The sequence below is a fragment of the Leisingera sp. SA32 genome, assembly GCF_056033425.1.
This window is the reverse complement of the sequence record NZ_JBVYHB010000001.1, coordinates 250,855-269,763: the sequence shown is the minus strand read 5'-3', so window position 1 is coordinate 269,763 and position 18,909 is coordinate 250,855. Positions and strand designations below refer to the sequence as shown.

General features: G+C 63.3%; 17 protein-coding genes. 7 read left to right on the top strand and 10 right to left on the bottom strand.

Annotated elements, in window-relative coordinates; all coding sequences use genetic code 11:
- The first annotated feature begins 111 nt into the window (after positions 1-111).
- From AC0IPL_RS01345 to mutT, 3 genes are read left to right on the top strand one after another with little or no spacing between them, the layout of a single operon-like run.
- Positions 112-963, top strand: coding sequence for a peptidylprolyl isomerase (locus tag AC0IPL_RS01345; protein ID WP_474271444.1), 852 nt, complete (start codon positions 112-114; stop codon positions 961-963).
- A 2-nt stretch (positions 964-965) separates the two neighbouring features.
- Positions 966-2,192 (top strand): bifunctional glutamate N-acetyltransferase/amino-acid acetyltransferase ArgJ, encoded by a 1,227-nt coding sequence (argJ, locus tag AC0IPL_RS01340; protein WP_474271442.1) that lies wholly within the window; start codon positions 966-968, stop codon positions 2,190-2,192.
- On the top strand, positions 2,189-2,587 hold the full coding sequence (mutT, locus tag AC0IPL_RS01335; protein ID WP_474271440.1) for an 8-oxo-dGTP diphosphatase MutT: 399 nt from the start codon (positions 2,189-2,191) through the stop codon (positions 2,585-2,587). The genes argJ and mutT overlap by 4 nt, the downstream gene beginning before the upstream one ends.
- A gap of 427 nt (positions 2,588-3,014) precedes the next feature.
- On the opposite strand, the gene infB is transcribed toward mutT, so the two are convergent.
- From infB to pip, 6 genes are all read right to left on the bottom strand, one after another.
- A complete protein-coding gene (infB, locus tag AC0IPL_RS01330) occupies positions 3,015-5,501 on the bottom strand; it encodes a translation initiation factor IF-2 (protein WP_474271437.1) in 2,487 nt (828 codons plus the stop codon).
- 8 nt (positions 5,502-5,509) lie between these two features.
- Positions 5,510-6,130 (bottom strand): RNA-binding protein, encoded by a 621-nt coding sequence (locus AC0IPL_RS01325; RefSeq protein ID WP_474271435.1) that lies wholly within the window; start codon positions 6,128-6,130, stop codon positions 5,510-5,512.
- A 25-nt stretch (positions 6,131-6,155) separates the two neighbouring features.
- Positions 6,156-7,775, bottom strand: a complete 1,620-nt coding sequence (nusA, locus tag AC0IPL_RS01320; RefSeq protein WP_474271433.1) for a transcription termination factor NusA — start codon at positions 7,773-7,775, stop codon at positions 6,156-6,158.
- The gene (rimP, locus tag AC0IPL_RS01315; RefSeq protein ID WP_474271431.1) at positions 7,775-8,365 is read right to left on the bottom strand and encodes a ribosome maturation factor RimP; all 591 of its coding nucleotides are present in this window, start codon (positions 8,363-8,365) and stop codon (positions 7,775-7,777) included. The genes nusA and rimP overlap by 1 nt, the downstream gene beginning before the upstream one ends.
- Positions 8,366-8,545: 180 nt before the next feature.
- Positions 8,546-9,391 carry an ABC transporter substrate-binding protein gene (locus AC0IPL_RS01310; RefSeq protein WP_474271429.1) on the bottom strand — a complete coding sequence of 282 codons (846 nt, stop codon included), beginning with the start codon at positions 9,389-9,391 and terminating at the stop codon, positions 8,546-8,548.
- On the bottom strand, positions 9,388-10,368 hold the full coding sequence (gene pip, locus AC0IPL_RS01305) for a prolyl aminopeptidase (RefSeq protein WP_474271427.1): 981 nt from the start codon (positions 10,366-10,368) through the stop codon (positions 9,388-9,390). The genes AC0IPL_RS01310 and pip overlap by 4 nt, the downstream gene beginning before the upstream one ends.
- A gap of 50 nt (positions 10,369-10,418) precedes the next feature.
- Here pip and ubiG point away from each other — a divergent pair, with 50 nt between their 5' ends.
- Positions 10,419-11,165, top strand: a complete 747-nt coding sequence (gene ubiG / locus AC0IPL_RS01300) for a bifunctional 2-polyprenyl-6-hydroxyphenol methylase/3-demethylubiquinol 3-O-methyltransferase UbiG (protein WP_474271425.1) — start codon at positions 10,419-10,421, stop codon at positions 11,163-11,165.
- A 298-nt stretch (positions 11,166-11,463) separates the two neighbouring features.
- Here the strand turns inward: ubiG and AC0IPL_RS01295 are convergent, their stop codons facing one another.
- The 4 genes from AC0IPL_RS01295 to AC0IPL_RS01280 form a co-directional block, all read right to left on the bottom strand.
- Complete coding sequence (locus AC0IPL_RS01295) at positions 11,464-11,904, bottom strand: MarR family winged helix-turn-helix transcriptional regulator (RefSeq protein WP_474271423.1); 441 nt, start codon at positions 11,902-11,904, stop codon at positions 11,464-11,466.
- Positions 11,904-12,734, bottom strand: coding sequence for a carbon-nitrogen hydrolase family protein (locus AC0IPL_RS01290; RefSeq protein WP_474271421.1), 831 nt, complete (start codon positions 12,732-12,734; stop codon positions 11,904-11,906). The genes AC0IPL_RS01295 and AC0IPL_RS01290 overlap by 1 nt, the downstream gene beginning before the upstream one ends.
- A gap of 16 nt (positions 12,735-12,750) precedes the next feature.
- The gene (grxC, locus tag AC0IPL_RS01285) at positions 12,751-13,008 is read right to left on the bottom strand and encodes a glutaredoxin 3 (RefSeq protein WP_474271419.1); all 258 of its coding nucleotides are present in this window, start codon (positions 13,006-13,008) and stop codon (positions 12,751-12,753) included.
- 82 nt (positions 13,009-13,090) lie between these two features.
- The gene (locus tag AC0IPL_RS01280) at positions 13,091-13,819 is read right to left on the bottom strand and encodes a double zinc ribbon domain-containing protein (protein ID WP_474271417.1); all 729 of its coding nucleotides are present in this window, start codon (positions 13,817-13,819) and stop codon (positions 13,091-13,093) included.
- A 13-nt stretch (positions 13,820-13,832) separates the two neighbouring features.
- Here AC0IPL_RS01280 and AC0IPL_RS01275 point away from each other — a divergent pair, with 13 nt between their 5' ends.
- The 3 genes from AC0IPL_RS01275 (at position 13,833) to AC0IPL_RS01265 (ending at position 18,904) form a co-directional block, all read left to right on the top strand.
- A complete protein-coding gene (locus AC0IPL_RS01275; protein ID WP_474271415.1) occupies positions 13,833-14,654 on the top strand; it encodes an SAM-dependent methyltransferase in 822 nt (273 codons plus the stop codon).
- 107 nt (positions 14,655-14,761) lie between these two features.
- Entirely contained in the window at positions 14,762-15,823 is a 1,062-nt protein-coding gene (gene hemH, locus AC0IPL_RS01270; protein WP_474271414.1) for a ferrochelatase, read from the top strand.
- A 72-nt stretch (positions 15,824-15,895) separates the two neighbouring features.
- Positions 15,896-18,904, top strand: coding sequence for an aminotransferase class III-fold pyridoxal phosphate-dependent enzyme (locus tag AC0IPL_RS01265; protein ID WP_474271412.1), 3,009 nt, complete (start codon positions 15,896-15,898; stop codon positions 18,902-18,904).
- The last annotated feature ends 5 nt before the right edge of the window (positions 18,905-18,909 follow it).

The following is an 18,909-nucleotide window of genomic DNA, read 5'->3' as shown; positions in this document are numbered from 1 at the left end:
ATAAACAATGGTGTAAAGACGGTCCTGCCAATGGCCTCAAAGCGATGTAAGCGGCAGGGTATAGAGTGTCAACGCCGCGCCCCGCCGCGGCCAAGGAATAGGATGAATTCAATGCGCAAAGGTCTCACTTTTCTGCGGGGCATGACCCTGGTTGCCTGTGTGGCGCTGCCCCTTGCCGCCGTAGCGGCACCGCACGCCAAGACAGTGGTCGCCACCGTCAACGGCGAGGATATCACCATCGGCCACATGGTCATGGCCCGCGAAAACCTGCCTGCCCAGTACAAGCAGCTGCCCGATGACGTCCTGTACAACGCCATCCTTGACCAGCTGGTGCAGCAGACCGCGTTGAAACAGCAGCTGCACGGCGACGTGCCGCAATATGTGCAGCTATCGGTCGATAACGAAGAACGCGCCATGTTGGCCGCAAATGTGATTCAGACGGTGATGGACAAGGCCATCACGGAGGACAAGCTGCGCGCAGCCTATGATGACAAATATTCCACCGGCGAGGGCGGCGACGAATTCCACGCCGCGCATATCCTGGTCGAAAGCGAAGAAGACGCGCGCGACGTCAAGAAAGAGCTCGATGCCGGCGCTGAATTCGCGACCCTCGCCAAGGAACGCTCCACCGGGCCGACCGGCCCCAACGGCGGCGATCTGGGCTGGTTCACCACCGGCAGCATGGTGCCCGAGTTCGAAGAGGCGGTGCTGGCCATGAAGTCCGGCGAGGTCTCCGCGCCCGTTCAGACCCAGTTCGGCTGGCACGTGATCCTGCTGCATGAGCGCCGCAAGACCGAGGCCCCCGAATTCGACGAGGTCCGCGACCAGTTGGCGGATGAGCTGCGCCAGCAGGCTGTCGAGGCGCGCGTCAACGAATTGACCGCCGCTGCGGAAATTGACCGCCCCGAGATCGAGGATCTGGACCCCGCGATCCTCAAGGATCTGAGCCTGATTAGGAACTGATGATGGCTAGCAAGATACCCGTATCGCCGCTGGCACCCGCCAGCTTTCCCGATCTGCCGGCGATCGGCGGCGTGCGGTTTGCCGCCGCGGCCGCTGGTGTCAAATACCAGGGCCGCGCCGATGTGATGCTGGCGGTGATGGATCCCGGCACCTCCGTTGCCGGGGTGTTCACGCGCTCCAAGACCCGCTCGGCCCCGGTGCTGGATTGCCAGGAAAAACTGGGCGGCGACGCCACCGCCGGCGCTGCCATCCTGGTGAATTCTGGCAATTCCAATGCTTTCACCGGCCATCACGGCCAGACCTCGGTGGCAGAGATCAGCGCAGCTGTGGCCAATGCCACCGGCCTGCCCGCGGCCCGCATCTTTACCGCGTCCACCGGCGTCATCGGGGAGCCGCTGCCGCATGAGCGCATCGTCGCAAAGATCGACGAGCTGAACGGCAGGCTGGACGAGACCGCGCTGGAGGACGCAGCCAAGGCGATCATGACCACCGACACCTTCGCCAAAGGCGCCTGCGCCACTGTCGGGATCGGCGGAAAAACGGTCAAGATTGCCGGCATCGCCAAAGGATCCGGGATGATCGCCCCGGACATGGCGACGATGCTGGTCTATATCTTCACCGATGCCAGGGTTGAGCAGACCGCCCTTCAGGCGCTACTGGCCGAGATATGCGACCGGACCTTCAACTGCATCACCGTGGACAGTGATACCTCGACCTCCGACAGCCTCATGCTCTGCGCAACCGGTGCCTCGGGTGTGGATGCCAGCGGCAACCCGGAGTTCGCGGCCGGGCTGGAGCGGGTCATGCTGGACCTGGCGCACCAGGTGGTGCGCGATGGCGAGGGCGCGACGAAGTTCGTCGAGATCGAAGTAACGGGAGCGGCGTCGGACGCGGACGCAAAGGTGCATGGCCTGGCAATTGCCAATTCGCCGCTGGTGAAAACCGCCATCGCCGGCGAGGATCCAAACTGGGGCCGGGTGGTGATGGCAATTGGAAAATCCGGTGCTGCCGCGGATCGCGATCTTCTGTCGATCTACTTTGGTGACGTTCTGGTGGCGGAAAAGGGTTGGGTTTCCCCCGGCTACCGCGAGGAGCTGGGCGCGGCGGAAATGAAAAAGCAGGAGATCACCGTAAGGGTGGATCTGGGGCTTGGCAGCGGCACGGCAACCGTCTGGACCTGCGATCTGACCCATCAATACATCTCCATCAACGCGGATTACCGGTCATGAAAACGGTCCTGGTCTCCGCTGTTGCGCTGATCGACGCTGACGGCCGGGTGCTGCTGGCGCAGCGCCCGGAAGGCAAATCCATGGCCGGTCTGTGGGAATTTCCCGGCGGCAAGATTGAGCCGGGTGAAACCCCTGAGGCCGCCTTGGTGCGCGAATTGCAGGAAGAGCTGGGCATTGACACCTGGGCCTCCTGCCTGGCGCCGCTGACCTTCGCCAGCCATTCCTACGAAAGCTTCCACCTGTTGATGCCGCTGTTTGCCTGTCGCAAATGGCAGGGTATCCCGCAGGCACAGGAAGGGCAGACTTTGAAATGGGTCCGGCCGCAGGATTTGCGCGACTACCCGATGCCGCCAGCCGATATCCCGCTGATCCCTATTCTGCGCGATTGGCTGTAGCGAGAACCACCGCCCGGCGCATTTGGGTAAACAAAGCCGCGTGCCGTGAACCAATTGTTAACCAATTTGTTCGAAATTTGACCTACGAGCAAACATGGCAACATCCAAGGCAAGAGGCAGAACCAAGGCGCGCAGGAACCGGGACGCAGGGGCATAACCCGGACAGCGCAGTTTCATACAGGCACCCACACAGCTGGGAACACAGGGTGCGGGCCGCGGGATCAGGCCACAAACGCACCATTTGCCTGAGCCGCCACTCACGCCAACCAGGCACAAAGGGCAGTCCTTCGGGGCTGCCCTTTTTCATTCCCGACAAACTGCCGCCATCACAGTTGCCGAGGGACAAGTCTGTCGGAGGCGGGCAGCGAAAAGAAAAAGACCCCGGCAGTGCTGCCAGGGTCCGAATTTTCTGCCGCAGGGCACCGGATCAGTCCAGCGTGCGGGTTACCTCTTCGCGCTCGAAGATTTCGATCACGTCGTTGGGGCGGATATCGTCGTAGTTTTCGAACGCCATACCGCATTCTTGGCCCGACTGAACCTCCGCCACTTCGTCCTTGAAGCGCTTCAGGGTCTTCAGCGTCCCCTCGTGGATCACCACGTTGTCGCGCAGCAGGCGCACACCGGCCGAACGGCGGGCGATGCCCTCGGTGACCAGACAGCCGGCAACCTTGCCAACACCGGTGACCTTGAAGACTTCCTTGATCTGCGCGTAACCGATGAAGTTCTCGCGGATCTCTGCGGACAGCAGGCCAGAAGCCGCCGCCTTCACGTCGTCCACCAGGTCATAGATCACCGAGTAGTAGCGGATCTCCACGCCCTTCTGGTTTGCCGTGTTACGGGCAGAGGCATTGGCACGGACGTTGAAGCCCATGATCGGCGCACCGGAGGCTTCCGCCAGGCCGACATCGGTTTCGGTGATCGCACCAACACCAGAGTGCAGCACGCGCACGCGCACTTCGTCGTTGCCGATCTTCTCCATCGCCTGAACAATGGCCTCGGCGGAGCCTTGCACGTCAGCCTTCAGCAGGATCGGCAGCTCAGAGACGTTTTCGTCTTCCTTGGCCTTCTGCATCAGCTGTTCCAGCGTTGTCGCCGCACCAGCGGCTGCGCGCTTGTCCTTGGCGGCCTGGGCGCGGTACTCGGCGATTTCACGCGCCTGGGCTTCGGTCTCGGTGACGTTCAGCACATCGCCCGCTTCCGGGGTACCGTTGAGACCCAGAACCTCGACCGGAACCGAGGGACCGGCTTCTTCGACCCGCTCGCCCTTGTCGTTGATCAGCGCACGGACCTTGCCGTACTGCTCACCCACAACAAAGATATCGCCCTGGCGAAGGGTACCGGTCTGCACCAGAACCGTTGCCACGGGGCCGCGGCCGACGTCCAGCTGCGCCTCGATCACGGCACCCTGTGCGGCGCGATCGGGGTTCGCTTTCAGCTCCAGGATTTCCGATTGCAGTGCAATGGCTTCCAGCAGTTCGTCCAGACCCTGGCCGGTCACAGCGGAGACTTCCACATCCTGCACGTCGCCCGACATCGCCTCAACGACGACTTCGTGCTGCAACAGGTCGGTACGCACCTTGGTGGGGTCAGCCGCCGGCTTGTCGATTTTATTGATCGCCACGATCATCGGCACCTTGGCCGCCTTTGCGTGGTTGATGGCCTCGACGGTCTGCGGCATCACCGCGTCGTCGGCGGCGACAACCAGCACCACGATGTCGGTGACCTGTGCACCACGCGAACGCATCGAGGTAAAGGCTGCGTGGCCCGGCGTATCCAGGAAGCTCAGCACAGCGCCGCTTTCGGTGGTCACCTGGTAGGCGCCGATATGCTGGGTAATGCCACCGGCTTCGCCTGCGACAACCCGCGCATCGCGGATCGCGTCCAGCAACGAGGTCTTGCCGTGGTCGACGTGGCCCATGATCGTGATGACCGGCGGACGCGGTTTCAGATCCTCGTCCTTGTCCTCGATCTCCTTGATCACGTCTTCCACGTCGGAGTCGGAGACCCGAACCACTTTGTGGCCGAATTCTTCGATGATCAGTTCGGCAGTGTCAGCATCGATCGTCTGATTCTGCGTGACCATCATGCCCATGTTCATCAGCGATTTGACAACCTCGCCGACGCGCTCTGCCATCCGGTTGGCCAGTTCCGACACCACGATGGCCTCGGGCAGCTGAACGTCACGGATAACCTTTTCACGTTCGACCTGCCCACCCATAGCTTTTTGCCGGGCGCGCTCCTGCTTGCGCTTCATCGACGCCATCGAACGTTGACGGTTGCCGCCGCCACCGGTCGCCTGACCCAGTGTCAGTTTGCCCGAGCGGCGACCGTCGTCCTGGCCCTTGCCGCGGTTCTGGCGCTGGTCGCGTTCGCGATCTGCCTTGCGGGGGGCAGAGGACGGTGCAGGTTTGTTCGGAGCTGGGCGCGCAGCCTTGGGCGATTCCGCTGCAGGGGCAGACGCTGCGGCGGCAGCGCGCTCCTTGGCCACTTCGGCCTCGCGCTTCTTGCGCTCTTCGTCTTCGGCCTTTTGACGGGCACGCTCTTCGGCTTCGCGCTGTTCCCGTTCCTTGGCTTCCGCTTCGGCGCGGCGGCGCTCACGCTCTTCGGCGCGGGCCTTTTCCTCGGCTTCGCGCTGCGCGGCTTCCTCGGATTCGCGGGCCTTGGCGGCCTGCAGCGCCTTCAGGCGGCGTTCCATCTCTGCATCGCTGATGCCGGCAGGCCGGCGCCCGCCGGACCCGGCAGGCACGGCACCGCTGCCGCCCTTGCCTGCGCCCGGCTTGGGAACCACGACGCGTTTGCGCTTGGTTTCCACCACGACATTCTTGGTCCGTCCATGGCTGAAACTCTGTTTCACGTTCCCCGGACGGGAACTCCCACGCAGACCCAGTGTCTTTTTGCCGTCACTATCGCTCATAAAGCTCTTTATCCTTCCGTGCGGCCCTTGCCGCCCACCATTTCGCGCAAACCTTGCAATCGCTGCGCCTCATCTACAACACGTTTGCTGAGTCCACCAGAGGCGAGGGCTGCATGTATCACAGTTTGGCGCCCAAATGCCATTCCCAGCTCGTCCGCCGTGAGGCAGCCGATAAATTTACCCTTGTAAGGGGTGCTCAGCTTCGACTTTCCGCGCCCAGAGCCATCCGAGGCCTGGATCAACACCCGAGCCTGTTCCTTGGACAGCCAGTCCTTGACCTTTTCATACCCGGAAACCGCATCGCCGGATTTGCGGGCCAGGCTCAGCAGTTCGATCAGGCGGCGGACCACTTGGCGCTCCACCTCCTGTTCCAGGTTTGCAGGCAAGTGCACCTGCGATTTGAAGCTGCGGGCAAACAGCTTCTTTTTCACCGCCGCCGACAGCGCCGAACGGCTGGAAGAGACATAGACACCACGGCCCGGCAGCTTGCCCATGACATCCGGCACCACCTGCCCTTCAGGCCCCATCACAAACCGGATGAGCCCCTGCTTGGGTTCGGTTTCGCCGGTCGCGATGCATTTGCGTTCGCTGCCGTCGGTCCGGTCTTTCTGTGCGCCACCGCGTGTCATTCAGCTCTCCTGTGCGAAGCCCGGATCAGGCTTCGCCTTCCTCTTCGCTAGCTTCGCCATCGTCTTCGGCGACGTCGGCTTCCAGCTCGGCCGGGTCGACCCAGCCCAGCGCGATCCGCGCGGTCATCACCAGATCCTGGGCCTCCTCCAGCGACATTCCGAAGGGTTCCAGAATGCCGTCGTCCTTGATCCGTTGACCGCCGTCGTTGGTCCAGCCGCCGGCCAGTTCCCAGTCGGCGCAGGTGGCGAAATCTTCCAGCGTCTTAACGTCGTCCTTGGCCAGTGCTTCGACCATTTGCGGGGTCAGACCCTCGAACTGGATCAGGCTGTCTTCAGCGCCCAGCTCGCGTGCGGCTTCCAGCGCCGCCTTGGCCTGGGCCTCCAGGTAATCGCGGGCACGGGCCTGCAGCTCCTCTGCGGTGCCTTCGTCGACACCGTCGATGACCAGCAGCTCGTCCCGCTCAACATAGGCCACCTCTTCGAGGTTGGTAAAGCCCTCGGAGACCAGCAGCTGGGCGAAGAATTCGTCGAGATCCAGGGTTTCGATGAACAGCTTGGTGCGCGCCTCGAATTCCTTCTGGCGACGGGCCGACTCTTCCTCTTCGGTCATGATGTCGATGTCGAGGTTGGTCAGCTGCGACGCAAGGCGCACGTTCTGGCCGCGTCGGCCAATGGCCAGGCTCAGCTGCTCTTCCGGCACCACGACTTCGATCTTGCCAGCCTCTTCGTCCAGCACCACCTTCGAAACTTCGGCCGGTTGCAGCGCGTTGACCAGGAAGGTCGGCTGATCTTCGTTCCACGGGATGATGTCGATCTTTTCACCCTGGAGTTCGTTCACCACGGCCTGGACACGGCTGCCGCGCATACCGACGCAGGCGCCGACCGGGTCGATCGAGCCGTCATAGGAGATCACCGCGATCTTGGCGCGCGAACCGGGGTCCCGGGCCACGGCCTTGATCTCGATGATGCCGTCATAGATTTCCGGCACTTCCATCTTGAACAGTTCGGCCATGAACTCCGGCGCGGTGCGAGACAGGAAAATCTGCGGGCCGCGCGGCTCGCGGCGCACGTCCTTGATGTAGCAGCGCACACGGTCGTTGGGGCGGTAGCTTTCGCGGCCGATCTTCTCGTTGCGGCGCAGGATGGCTTCGCCCGCACCCACATCGACGATGACGTTGCCGTATTCCTCGCGCTTGACCAGCCCGTTGATGATGGTGCCGGCGCGGTCCTTGAATTCCTCGTACTGACGGTCGCGCTCTGCTTCGCGGACCTTTTGCAGGATGACCTGCTTGGCCGACTGCGCAGCGATGCGGCCCATTTCCACCGGCGGCACTTCCTCGACGTAGGTCTGACCGATCTCGGGGTTGGCCATGTACTGGCGCGCCTGCTCCACGGTCAGTTCAGCCTGATAGTTTTCCAGGTCCTCGTCGGCAACTACAGTGCGCACGCGGGTAAATGTGGCGCGGCCGGTCTTGCGGTCGATCGACACCCGGATGTCCATCTCGGCGCCGTAACGGCTCTTGGCTGCGCGCGACAGGCTTTCTTCCATCGCCTCGATCACCAGACCGGGGTCGATCATCTTTTCGCGCGCCACGGCCTCGGCGGTTTGCAACAGCTCCAGCTGGTTTGCAGAGGTGATAGCCATTACTTGTTCTCCTCGTCAGACTCTTCGGTCTCGATTTCGTCGAATGCGTCTTCGTTCAGCGTGCCGGCCTCTTTGCGCTGGCGCAGCATTTCCTTGATCAGTTCATCAGTCAGAACCAGCTTGGCGTCGCTCAGCCAGTCGAATTTCAGACCAATGGTCACCGTCTCACCCTGATCCTCGATATTGATCAGAACCTCGTCACCTTCCGTACCGGCCAGCTCGCCCTTGAAGCGGCGGCGGCCGTCGACCAGCTCTGCGGTTTCCAGCTTGGCCTCGTACCCTTCGAACAGAGCAAAATCCTTCATCCGCGTCAGCGGACGGTCAATGCCGGGGCTGGACACTTCCAGCGCGTAGGCGTCGATGATCGGATCCTCGACATCCAGCACCGCGCTGACCGCGTTCGAGATTTGGGCACAGTCGTCCACCTCGATGCCGCCTTCAGGCTTTTCCGCCATGATCTGCAGCGTCGTGGCCTTGCCGGACATCAGCCGGATGCGCACCAGCTCATAGCCGAGATCCTCGATCACCGGGGTGACGATCTCGGCCAGGCGCCGGTCGATGGCAGCTTTGGCAATCAGGTCGTTGGTCATCTGACCTCCACTTGGGGTCGCAGGAACACTCCTGCAAGCACAAAAAAACGGGCGCGCGGCCCGTTCACATTCCCGGTGGAGCCTTGAACCAGGGTTCAACGCGCCGCTGTTGTCAAAGGCATATAGGGGCAATCGGGGCAAACTGCAAGGCTTGTCTTTTCGGCCCCCCGCAGCAGTCCGTCAGACCAGCCACCACCGTTCGGCGATACGGCCGTCATCCAGCGGCGCACGCTGGCCGATCCGACGCGGCAGGCCAACGCTAAGGCGCGCCGCCAGCGCCATATCACTGGCCGAAGGATGGTACAGGAAGTCACCGCGCTTCAGCAGCCCGCGCGGCTCCGGCAGGGCTGCCACGTCGACATAGCCATCGCGCAGGGCTTCGGCCCGCACCGCGGCGTCGGGGATCACGATGATCTCCACCGCATCGGCCCAGCCTGCCGTGCCGACCTTGTAATGGTCCGCCACCTTGGAGGCGCGGAAATGGCGGCCGTCCTGCGCGCGCTCGACCCGATAGCATCCGGTGCCCACCGCGGCGCCCAGCGCTGCCACCGGTTCCCCCCCCGGCACGATCAGCTGCTCCGCAGAGGCCAGCAGATAGGGCAGATGCGGGTTCGGCGTTGACAATTCCACCAGCAGGCGGTGAGCGCCCAGCGCGACGGCATCCCGCAAATCCGTGTTGGCAATGCCCTGCGCCCGCAGCGAAGCGGCGGCATCCTCAGCCGACAGTTCGCGGCCGTCATGAAAGGTAACCCCCTGACGCAGCTCGAAGGTCCAGCTGCGGGCGTCGGGGGCAGACTGCCAACCGGTGGCCAGCTCTCCCCGCAGCAGCCCGTCGGGGGCAATTTCGGTCAGACTGTCGTAAACCGCCCCACGCGCCGCCTGCTCCAGCAGCCCGCCATCCCGCGGGACCGCCAGCCGCAGGGCGCCGCCCGCCTTAGGCGCCGCATCAACCGAGCCACCCGCAGCCGCCAGCAAGGCAGCCGCAGCACCCGAGGTGAACAGCGCGCGGCGGTCAATGCGCGTCATGACACAAGCTCTCCTGCGATCCGGTCCATGGCCCGGACCAGCTCCGCGCTGATTCCGGGCTCCGACAAAGCATGACCCGCATTGCGCACCATCTTCAACTCCGCATTTGGCCACAGCTCGTTCAGACGCCAGGCCGAGGACGGCGGGCAGATCATGTCATAGCGCCCCTGCACAATGATGCCGGAAATATGCGAAATCCGCCCCATGTTGGCGAGGATCTGCCCGTCATAGTCCAAAAAGCCCTGGTTGATGAAGTAATGGTTCTCCAGCCGGGCGAAAGCGCGGGCGTAGTCACCGGGGCTGTCGCCGCTTTGGCCATTGGAATGCACCGACGCCAGAGCATTTTCCCAGGCGGACCAGGCGCGGCCAAAGCGTATCTCTTCCTCAAGATTTCCGGAAAACAACCGTTTATGATAGGCTGCGATCATGTCGCCGCGTTCGTGGTCCGGTACCAGTGAGACAAAGCGCGACCAGTTTTCCGGCCAGAACTTGCCCGCACCGCCGCCGTAGAACCAGTCCAGCTCAGCCGCGGTCATCAGGAACACCCCGCGCAACACGATGTGGTTGACCCGGTTCGGGTGGGTCTGGGCGTAGATCAGCGCCAGCGTGGCGCCCCAGCTGCCGCCAAACAGGATCCAGCTGTCAATATCCAGGTGGCGGCGAATCAGCTCCATGTCCGCCACAAGATGCCAGGTGGTGTTGTCTTCACAGGCCGCATGCGGGCGCGAACGGCCACAGCCGCGCTGGTCGAACAGGATGATTCGGTACATGTCCGGGTCGAAATAGCGCCGCATCGCCGGGCTGCTGCCTCCGCCCGGGCCGCCATGACACACGACAACGGGTATGCCATTGGGGTTGCCGCTCTGCTCGACATAGATGCGGTGGCCCTGGCCTGCGTCGATCATGCGCTGGTCAAAGGCTTCGACCGGCGGGTAAAGATAATGCACTGCGCGCTTTTGGTCGGGGTATCTATCCATTACTGACCTTAGTGAGACGTCAGACTACAAAAGAGCACACGGAGACAGGAATGCAAGCGCCTCAATCCACCGTCGACCCGGCAGAAATCGCCAAATTCGAGGCGATGGCCGCGGAATGGTGGGATCCGCATGGCAAGTTCAAGCCGCTGCACATGCTGAACCCCTGCCGCCTGGACTATATCACGCGCCAGATCGCGGGTGAATTTGGCCGCGATCTGACGTCACAGCGCCCGTTTGAGGGGCTGCGCCTGCTGGACATCGGCTGCGGCGGCGGATTGCTGAGCGAACCGATGGCCCGGCTGGGCGCCACCGTGGTGGGCGCGGACGCCGCCGAAGGCAACCTGCCGGTCGCCCGCATCCATGCCGAACAATCCGGTTTGGAGATCGACTACCGCCACATCACCGCCGAGGCGCTGGCCGAGGCGGGCGAACAGTTCGACGTGGTGCTGAACATGGAAGTGGTCGAACATGTCGCAGATCCGCAGGGCTATCTGACCGCCACGCGGCAGCTGCTGAAACCGGGCGGGTTGCAGATCTGCTCGACGATCAACCGCAACGCCAAAAGCTATGCCATGGCCATTGTCGGCGCCGAGGTCATCATGCGCTGGTTGCCGCGCGGCACCCATGACTGGGCCAAGTTCATCACCCCCGACGAGCTGTTCGATCTGCTGCGCCAGGCCGGGCTGACACCGGTGGATCGCAAGGGGTTCGTGTTCAATCCGATCACCTGGAGCTGGTCCATTTCCGAACGCGATCTGTCGGTGAACTATGTGACCGCCAGCACCAAACCCAAGTGACCGCACAGAGAAACACCGCATGACTGCGCCACCTATCCCATCGGATAGGTGGTAATCCCTATGCGTTCTTTTGCGTGTGGCCGTCTCTTGCTACTCTACGATTACGGGATCAAACTGATCTTTGCTCCACCCAGAGGTCGCGCCTGTCGGAGCCGGTTGATCCAGATCCGCCTCTGGCGGGCTACCCAAAGGTTGTCGCACCGCCACTCACGGACGCATGGGGACCGATGGGAAAAAGGGCGCCTGATCGCAGGCGCCCTTTTTGCATTCGCAACCATGCAATCTGGTGCGCGCCCGATTAACCGGTGTCTTCCAGCTTGCCGCGCAGCTCCCGCAGGATTGGTAGGGTGGCGCGCACGCGGTCGCTGCCAAGTTCATCCACCACGTCCGAGATCAACGGAATAATCCCCGCCAGCGCGGCATCGCGGGCCTGCTTGCCAGCCGGGCTGATCGCCACCATCTTGCGCCGGGCGTCATCCCAGTCGGGCCGCACATGGATATAGCCGGCCACCTCCAGCTTGTTCAGCGTGTTGGTCATCGCGCCCCGTGTCACGTGAAACGCCTTCGCCAGCTGCGCCGGAGAGCGTTCCAGCCCCGCACGCCCCAGATGATTCAGAACCGAAAAATGCGACAGCTCCATGCCTTTGGGCAGCACTTTGCTCAGCCGCGCGCGGGCCAGCTGATCCGCCATCAGGATCTCGCTGAACAGCGAGACAGCCAGAGAGTGATTTTCATCCATCAGGGTCCGTCAAACTCCCGGTCGTGGGTCAAAGAAGGCACGCGCCTGCGGGCTTCTTCCACTTTTTCGAGATCGAGATCAACGACACACACGCAGGCTTCGGTGCCCGCATCGGCCAGAATCTCGCCCCAGGGGGCCACCACCAGCGAATGCCCATAGGTCCGGCGGCTGGGACCTCGGCTGGCCGCATGCGTTCCGGTCTGGGCTGGGGCCAGCACGAAACAGCCGGTCTCGATCGCGCGGGCGCGCAGCAGCGTGTGCCAATGTGCAGCACCGGTGACATGCGAAAACGCCGCCGGCACCGTCAGGATCTGTGCCCCGGCCCTGGCCAGCGCCCGGTGCAGATAGGCAAAGCGCACGTCATAACAAATGCTCATGCCGATTTTGGCGAAAGGCGTGCCTGCCACCACCGCGCGCGATCCCGGTCGGTAGCCATCAGACTCGCGATAGGTCTCCTCGGGCGAGACCTCGACATCGAACATGTGGATCTTGTCATAGCGCGCTGCAATCTCTCCGGTCGGGGAAATCAGGAACTGCCGGTTGGCGAAACGGCCATCACGATCCTGCGTCTTCAACCCCAATGAACCCAGCAGCAACCAGACGCCGTGCCGGGCAGCCGCCGCGCGCAGGGCGGCCAGCGTCGGGTCGTCCGACTCGGGGTGCAACACCTGGTTCTGGTGGGTCCGGCTGCCAGACAGGCAGTTGGTCACCTCCGGCGTCAGCACAAAGCCCGCGCCCTGTTCCACAGCCTCCTGCAACATCCGCTGCACCGTTTGCAGGTTCTCAGCCGGATCATCGGAGGAGGTCATCTGAAGCAGTGCGGTGCGCATTTTGGAGTCTCCGTTCTCAGGCTGACAGCAGCGGATCCAGCTTACCTGCCTGCTCCAGCGCAAACAGATCGTCGCAGCCGCCCACGTGGGTCTCACCGATGAAGATCTGCGGCACCGTACGCCCCCCGTTGGCGCGCTGGATCATCTCCGCCTTGCGCTCCGGCTGTTCCAGCACGTTGACCTCGGCATAGGTCACGCCTTTCTGATTCAACAGGCGTTTGGCCGCGTGGCAATATCCGCACAGGGGCGAAGTATAGATTTCAACCGGTTTCATTCGCGTTTCCTTAATCTGATGGCGATGCTTGTGGAGGAATTGGGTATCCATTGCAACAATTGCCAGTGGTTGGCCCATGGCCTCACGCTTGCGTGACCCGGGCCAGAACCGCCACCCTCACCTCTGCAGCACCGGCCCCCAGACAAACGTTGGCGCAGGCGCTCAGCGTGGCGCCGGAGGTCATCACGTCATCCACCAGCAGCACGGTCCGCCCCCGGATCAGCGCGGCCCGTCCCGGATGAACTGCAATCGCGTCGCTCAGAATCTGATAGCGCTGCGCGCGTGTCTTGCCCTCCAACGTTGGCGTGCGGCGGGTCCGGCGTAGCAGGTCCGGGCAATGCGGCAAACCCGCGTCACGGGCCAGCGCCGCCGACAGCAGCGCCGACTGGTTGTACCTACGCCGCATCAGCCGGCTCCAATGCAGCGGCACCGGGCAGATCAGCGGGTCATCGTGCAGCAACGGGCGCGCTGCCCGCGCCAGCCAGCCGGCGGCAACCGGAGCAATTTCGGTGCGGTCGCCATGTTTCAGCGCCAGCACCAGCTTGCGCCCTTGCCCCTCGTACAGAAGCGCCGCGCGTCCCCGGCGCCAGGGAGGCGGATCGCGCAGGCAGCTGTCGCACTCGATACGGTGCCCGTCAGCCTCCCCCGGCAGCGGGAGGCCGCAGCCGTCGCAGACTGTCCCGGCGACAAAGTGCATCTCCGCCCAACAGGGACCGCACAGGCCAAAGTCGCTGTCCACCAATCCGCCGCAGCCGATGCACCGCGCCGGGTAGATCAGGGAAACAGCGGTTTGAATTCCCCTCAGCAGCATCTAAACAGCCCTCATGACACACGCACCCGCGCAACTCTTCGACCGCACAACCCTGGCCGCCCGCCGCGCCCGGCACCGACCGGAGGCGCTGTTCCTGCACCATCTGGCGCGCGACGAAGCCGAGGATCGCCTGAGCTTGGTTAACAGAACCTTTACGGCGCCTGCGGTGGTCTGCCCCTTCCCGCAGGTCTGGGAGGGCTTCCTGCCGGATGTCACCGTGGTTGCAGACGACGACGTGCTGGCATTGGAGCCGGACAGACATGACGTTGTGGTCCATGCAATGGGTCTGCATTGGGCCAACGACCCGGTTGGTCAGCTGATCCAGTGTCGCCGCGCCCTGAAAGAAGACGGGCTTTTGCTGGTGCTCACCCTCGGCGGTCAGACCCTGCATCAGCTGCGCGCCGCCATGGCCGAGGCGGAAACCGCAGTTCTGGGCGGCCTGTCGCCCCGCGTGGCCCCGATGGGCGAGATCCGCGACCTTGGCGGGCTGTTGCAACGGGCCGGCTTTGCGCTGCCGGTGGCCGATCTGGTGCCGCTGACGGCCGAATACCGCGATCTCACCCACTTGATCCACGATCTGCGCGGCATGGGCGAAACCAACGCCCTGACCCAACGCCTGAAACAGCCTGTGCCGCGGGCGCTGTTCCAGCTCGCCGATCACATTTACCGCAGCCATTTTGCCACCGACGAAGGGCGGCTGCCCGCGACCTTTGACCTGGTCTGCCTGACCGGCTGGACGCCGTCGGACACGCAACAAAAGCCGCTGCGCCCGGGTTCGGCCAAAATGCGACTGGCGGATGCGCTGAAAGTACCCGCAGCCAAGCGCGACCCGTGATAGGTTCGGATTATGGCTGCGCCAATGTGATCCAATTGGCCTTTCCCACGTAAAGACAGTACCTTCCTGCTCATTCACCCACCTCTAAGCCGCACAGGACCTGCACCATGCTGGACGCCGCCCGGACCGCCAAATGCCCTGCCCACGCCCCCGCCGACCACCCTCCGGTTGCGGCCGAAAAGGTCGGCATCCTGCTGGCAAACCTCGGAACACCCGACGATTATACCTACTGGCCGATGCGCCGCTATCTGAGCGAGTTTCTGTCCGACAAGCGGGTGATCGATTATCCGGCCTGGAAATGGCAGCCGCTGTTGCAGCTGATCATCCTGGCCAAGCGGCCCTTTGCCTCCGGTGCGGCCTACAAATCCATCTGGAACCACGACAAGGGCGAAAGCCCGCTGATGACCATCACCAAGGATCAGACCGCTAGGATGGCGGAGGTGATGAAGGCGCGTTATGGCGACCAGGTGATGGTCGATTTCTGCATGCGCTACGGCAACCCCTCAACCAGATCCAAGGTGCGCGCCATGGTCGACGCGGGTTGCCGGAAAATCCTGTTCGTGCCGCTTTATCCGCAATATGCCGGGGCCACCTCTGGCACCGCCAACGATCAGTTCTTCCGCGCGCTGATGGCAGAGACCTGGCAACCCGCTGCCCGCACCATCGATCCCTATTTCGACCAGCCCGCCTATATCGACGCGCTGGCCCGCTCGGTCGAGGAAGCCTATGCCAAGGCTGACACGCGCCCCGACATTCTGGTGGTCTCTTACCACGGGATGCCGAAACGCTACCTGATGCAGGGCGACCCCTACCATTGCCAGTGCCAGAAAACCACGCGCCTGCTGAAGGAACGGCTGGGCTGGGACGATACCCAGATCACCACCACCTTCCAGTCCGTGTTCGGGCCGGAGGAATGGCTGAAGCCTTACACCGTCGATCACGTCGCCACGCTCGCCAAGGAAGGTAAGAAGAACATCGCGGTGATCGCGCCCGCCTTCTCTGCCGACTGCATCGAAACGCTCGAAGAGATCAACGAAGAGATCAAGGAAAGCTTCGAGGAGGCCGGCGGCGAAGACTTCCTCTATATCCCCTGTCTCAACGATGACGCGGATCATATCGCCGCACTTGCCGGGGTAATCGAACAGAATCTGAAAGGCTGGCTGGACTAATCCAAGCTCCTCGGTCCAAATGGGATCCAATATTGGATCGCTGCAATTGGCAGCACACCGGGGAGAGTTTGAATGACGCTGGCGCATTGGGCGGATGCCCTTGAACGGCATTGGGGAATCAAGGCGGAGCTGCACCGCCTTGATGGCGAATACGACCTGAACTTTCTGGCCAAGACCGCAGACGGTCACGGCTATATCCTCAAAGCGATGCGCCCCGGCTGCGAACGCTGGCTGGTGGACATGCAAGTGAAGGCCTTCGCCCATATCGCCACGCGCCAGCCGGATTTGCCCTGCCCGCGGGTGATTGCCGCAATCGGCGGTGATGCTCTGCTGACGGTCATGGATGAGACCGGCCAGGAGCGACTGGTGTGGCTGCTGAGCCAGCTTCCCGGTCGCTGCTATGCCAAGGTGGAACCCAAAAGCGACGCGCTGATCCAAGAGGTCGGCCAGGTGCTGGGTGGATCCGCCACGGCGCTGGCGGATTTCCAGCACCCCGGTCTGGACCGCGATTTCAAATGGGACCTGATGCAGGCGGGCTGGATCGCCGATCAGCTCGGGTGCATCAGCGATCCGTCCCGACGGGCCCTGCTGGGGGATATCGCTGCCGATTTCGCCAAGTTAGAGCCTGTTCTGTCGGCACTGCCGAAACAGGCGATCCACAATGACGCCAATGACTACAACATCATGGTGTGCGGCCAACTAGGGGAGCCGCGCCGGGTATCCGGGCTGATTGATCTGGGCGACATGTGCGTCGCGCCGAAGATTTGCGACCTCGCCATCGCCGCAGCCTACATCGTGCTGGACCACCCGACACCGGAGGCAGCGCTGGCTGCGCTGGTCGCGGGCTATCACGCAGCCAACCCGTTGACGGCCGCCGAACTGGATATGCTCTGGCCCCTGCTGCGCGCGCGGCTGGCGGTCAGCGTAGTGAACTCCACCCTGATGGCGGCGGAAAACCCGGATGACCCCTATGTCACCATTTCGCAAGCACCTGCCTGGCGCTTCCTTGAGGGCACCACCCTGCACCCAGGTCTGCTGCGCGCCCGCCTGCGCGCCGCCTGCGATTTGCCGGTGGTTGACGGCGCCGACCGCGTGATGGCTTGGCTGGAACAGAACCGCGGCCGCTTTGCCCCCTTGATGGGGCAGGATCTGAACGACGCCCCGATGGGTACGCTGTCGGTGGAGGAGTCCACTTGGCCGCAGAACCCCTTTCACATGCCGCTGGAGGAAGCCGCCCGGGTTGGCGAAGAATTCGAAGACGGTGACGCAATCTGGCTGGGCTACTATCACGAACCGCGCTTGATCTACACCGAGCCAGCCTTTCGCAAGGGGCCATGGAAGGCCAGCAACCGGCGCACGGTGCATCTAGCGGTGGATGCCTTCGCCCCGGCAGGCACGCCGATGTACGCCCCCTTGCGCGGTGAGGTCTTCGTGGCCGAAAACCGCAACGGGCATCTGGACTATGGCGGCGTCATCATCCTGCGCCACGAAACGCCCACGGGTGAGCCGTTTTATACGCTCTATGGTCATCTGGACCCGGAGTTCCTGACGGATCTGAAGCCCGGCGACGTGGTGGAGCAAGGCGCGGAATTCTGCCGCCTGGGTGCAGCTGACCAGAACGGCGGTTGGGCGCCGCATGTGCATTTCCAGCTGGCCCTGACCACCGAAGGCATCGAGACCGACTGGCCCGGGGTTGGGGACCCGGACGAGATGTATCTGTGGCGGGCACTCTGCCCGAACCCAGCGGCGCTGCTGAACCTGCCCGATGACAAGGTACGCTACACGCCCACGGACAAACGCACCGTTCTGGCCGGTCGGCACGCGCATTTCGGCGGCAACCTCAGCCTGACCTACGACGACCCGGTGATGCTGCTGCGCGGCTGGAAACACCACCTATTTGATGAATGGGGCCGTCCCTATCTGGACGCCTACAACAACGTCCCGCACGTGGGCCACGCACATCCGCGCATCCAGGCGGTGGCGGCGGACCAGCTCAAGCGGATGAACTCCAACACCCGCTACCTGCACCCGGCCCAGACCGCCTTTTCCGACAAGATCCTGTCGAAACTGCCCGACCACTTTGAGGTCTGCTTTTTCGTCAATTCCGGCACCGAGGCCAATGAGTTGGCGCTGCGTCTGGCCCGCGCGCATACCGGCGCCAAGGGCATGGTCACCCCCGATCACGGCTACCACGGCAATACCACCGGGGCGATCGACCTCTCGGCCTACAAGTTCAACAAGCCCGGCGGCAGCGGCAAGGCAGAGTGGGTCGAACTGGTCGAGGTCGCCGACGACTATCGCGGCTCCTTTGGGCGGGATGACCCGGACCGCGCGCAGAAGTTTGCCGACCTGGTGGACCCCGCCATCCGCGCCCTACAGGCCCGCGGCCACGGCATCGCCGGCTTCATCGCTGAGACCTTTCCCTCCGTCGGCGGCCAGATCATCCCGCCCAAAGGCTACTTGCCCGCAGTCTATGACAAGATCCGCGCCGCAGGCGGCATCTGCATCGCCGATGAGGTGCAGACCGGCCTTGGCCGACTGGGCGAATACTATTTCGGGTTCGAACACCAAGGCGCGCTGCCAGACATCGTGGTGATGGGCAAACCAATCGGCAACGGCCACCCGCTGGGCGTGCTGGTCACCACCCGCGAGATCGCCGCCAGTTTTGACAATGGTATCGAGTTCTTCTCCACCTTCGGCGGCTCGACCCTGTCCTGTCGGATGGGCAAGGAGGTTCTGGACATTGTCGACGACGAGGGTTTGCAAGCCAATGCCCAGGCCATGGGCGCACTGCTGATGGACGGATTGAAACGGCTCCAGCACGACCATGCTTGCGTCGGCGATGCGCGCGGCATGGGGCTGTTTCTGGGTCTGGAACTGATCCGCCCCGACAGATCAGAGGCGACGGAGATCTGTTCTTATGTGAAGAACCGGATGCGCGATCACCGCATCCTTATCGGCAGCGAAGGCCCCAAGGATAACACCCTGAAAATCCGTCCGCCGCTGACCATTGAGGCGGACGACGTGCAGATGCTTCTGGACACTCTCGGCAAAATCCTGCGCGAAGTGGAGGCGGCCTGACGGCC

Excerpts from the sequence above, each read along its gene's own strand:
- AC0IPL_RS01345 (WP_474271444.1), top strand. The coding sequence starts at position 112 with ATGCGCAAAGGTCTCACTTTTCTGCGGGGCATGACCCTGGTTGCCTGT.
- argJ (WP_474271442.1), top strand. The coding sequence starts at position 966 with ATGGCTAGCAAGATACCCGTATCGCCGCTGGCACCCGCCAGCTTTCCC.
- mutT (WP_474271440.1), top strand. The coding sequence starts at position 2,189 with ATGAAAACGGTCCTGGTCTCCGCTGTTGCGCTGATCGACGCTGACGGC.
- infB (WP_474271437.1), bottom strand. The coding sequence starts at position 5,501 with ATGAGCGATAGTGACGGCAAAAAGACACTGGGTCTGCGTGGGAGTTCC.
- AC0IPL_RS01325 (WP_474271435.1), bottom strand. The coding sequence starts at position 6,130 with ATGACACGCGGTGGCGCACAGAAAGACCGGACCGACGGCAGCGAACGC.
- nusA (WP_474271433.1), bottom strand. The coding sequence starts at position 7,775 with ATGGCTATCACCTCTGCAAACCAGCTGGAGCTGTTGCAAACCGCCGAG.
- rimP (WP_474271431.1), bottom strand. The coding sequence starts at position 8,365 with ATGACCAACGACCTGATTGCCAAAGCTGCCATCGACCGGCGCCTGGCC.
- AC0IPL_RS01310 (WP_474271429.1), bottom strand. The coding sequence starts at position 9,391 with ATGACGCGCATTGACCGCCGCGCGCTGTTCACCTCGGGTGCTGCGGCT.
- pip (WP_474271427.1), bottom strand. The coding sequence starts at position 10,368 with ATGGATAGATACCCCGACCAAAAGCGCGCAGTGCATTATCTTTACCCG.
- ubiG (WP_474271425.1), top strand. The coding sequence starts at position 10,419 with ATGCAAGCGCCTCAATCCACCGTCGACCCGGCAGAAATCGCCAAATTC.
- AC0IPL_RS01295 (WP_474271423.1), bottom strand. The coding sequence starts at position 11,904 with ATGGATGAAAATCACTCTCTGGCTGTCTCGCTGTTCAGCGAGATCCTG.
- AC0IPL_RS01290 (WP_474271421.1), bottom strand. The coding sequence starts at position 12,734 with ATGCGCACCGCACTGCTTCAGATGACCTCCTCCGATGATCCGGCTGAG.
- grxC (WP_474271419.1), bottom strand. The coding sequence starts at position 13,008 with ATGAAACCGGTTGAAATCTATACTTCGCCCCTGTGCGGATATTGCCAC.
- AC0IPL_RS01280 (WP_474271417.1), bottom strand. The coding sequence starts at position 13,819 with ATGCTGCTGAGGGGAATTCAAACCGCTGTTTCCCTGATCTACCCGGCG.
- AC0IPL_RS01275 (WP_474271415.1), top strand. The coding sequence starts at position 13,833 with ATGACACACGCACCCGCGCAACTCTTCGACCGCACAACCCTGGCCGCC.
- hemH (WP_474271414.1), top strand. The coding sequence starts at position 14,762 with ATGCTGGACGCCGCCCGGACCGCCAAATGCCCTGCCCACGCCCCCGCC.
- AC0IPL_RS01265 (WP_474271412.1), top strand. The coding sequence starts at position 15,896 with ATGACGCTGGCGCATTGGGCGGATGCCCTTGAACGGCATTGGGGAATC.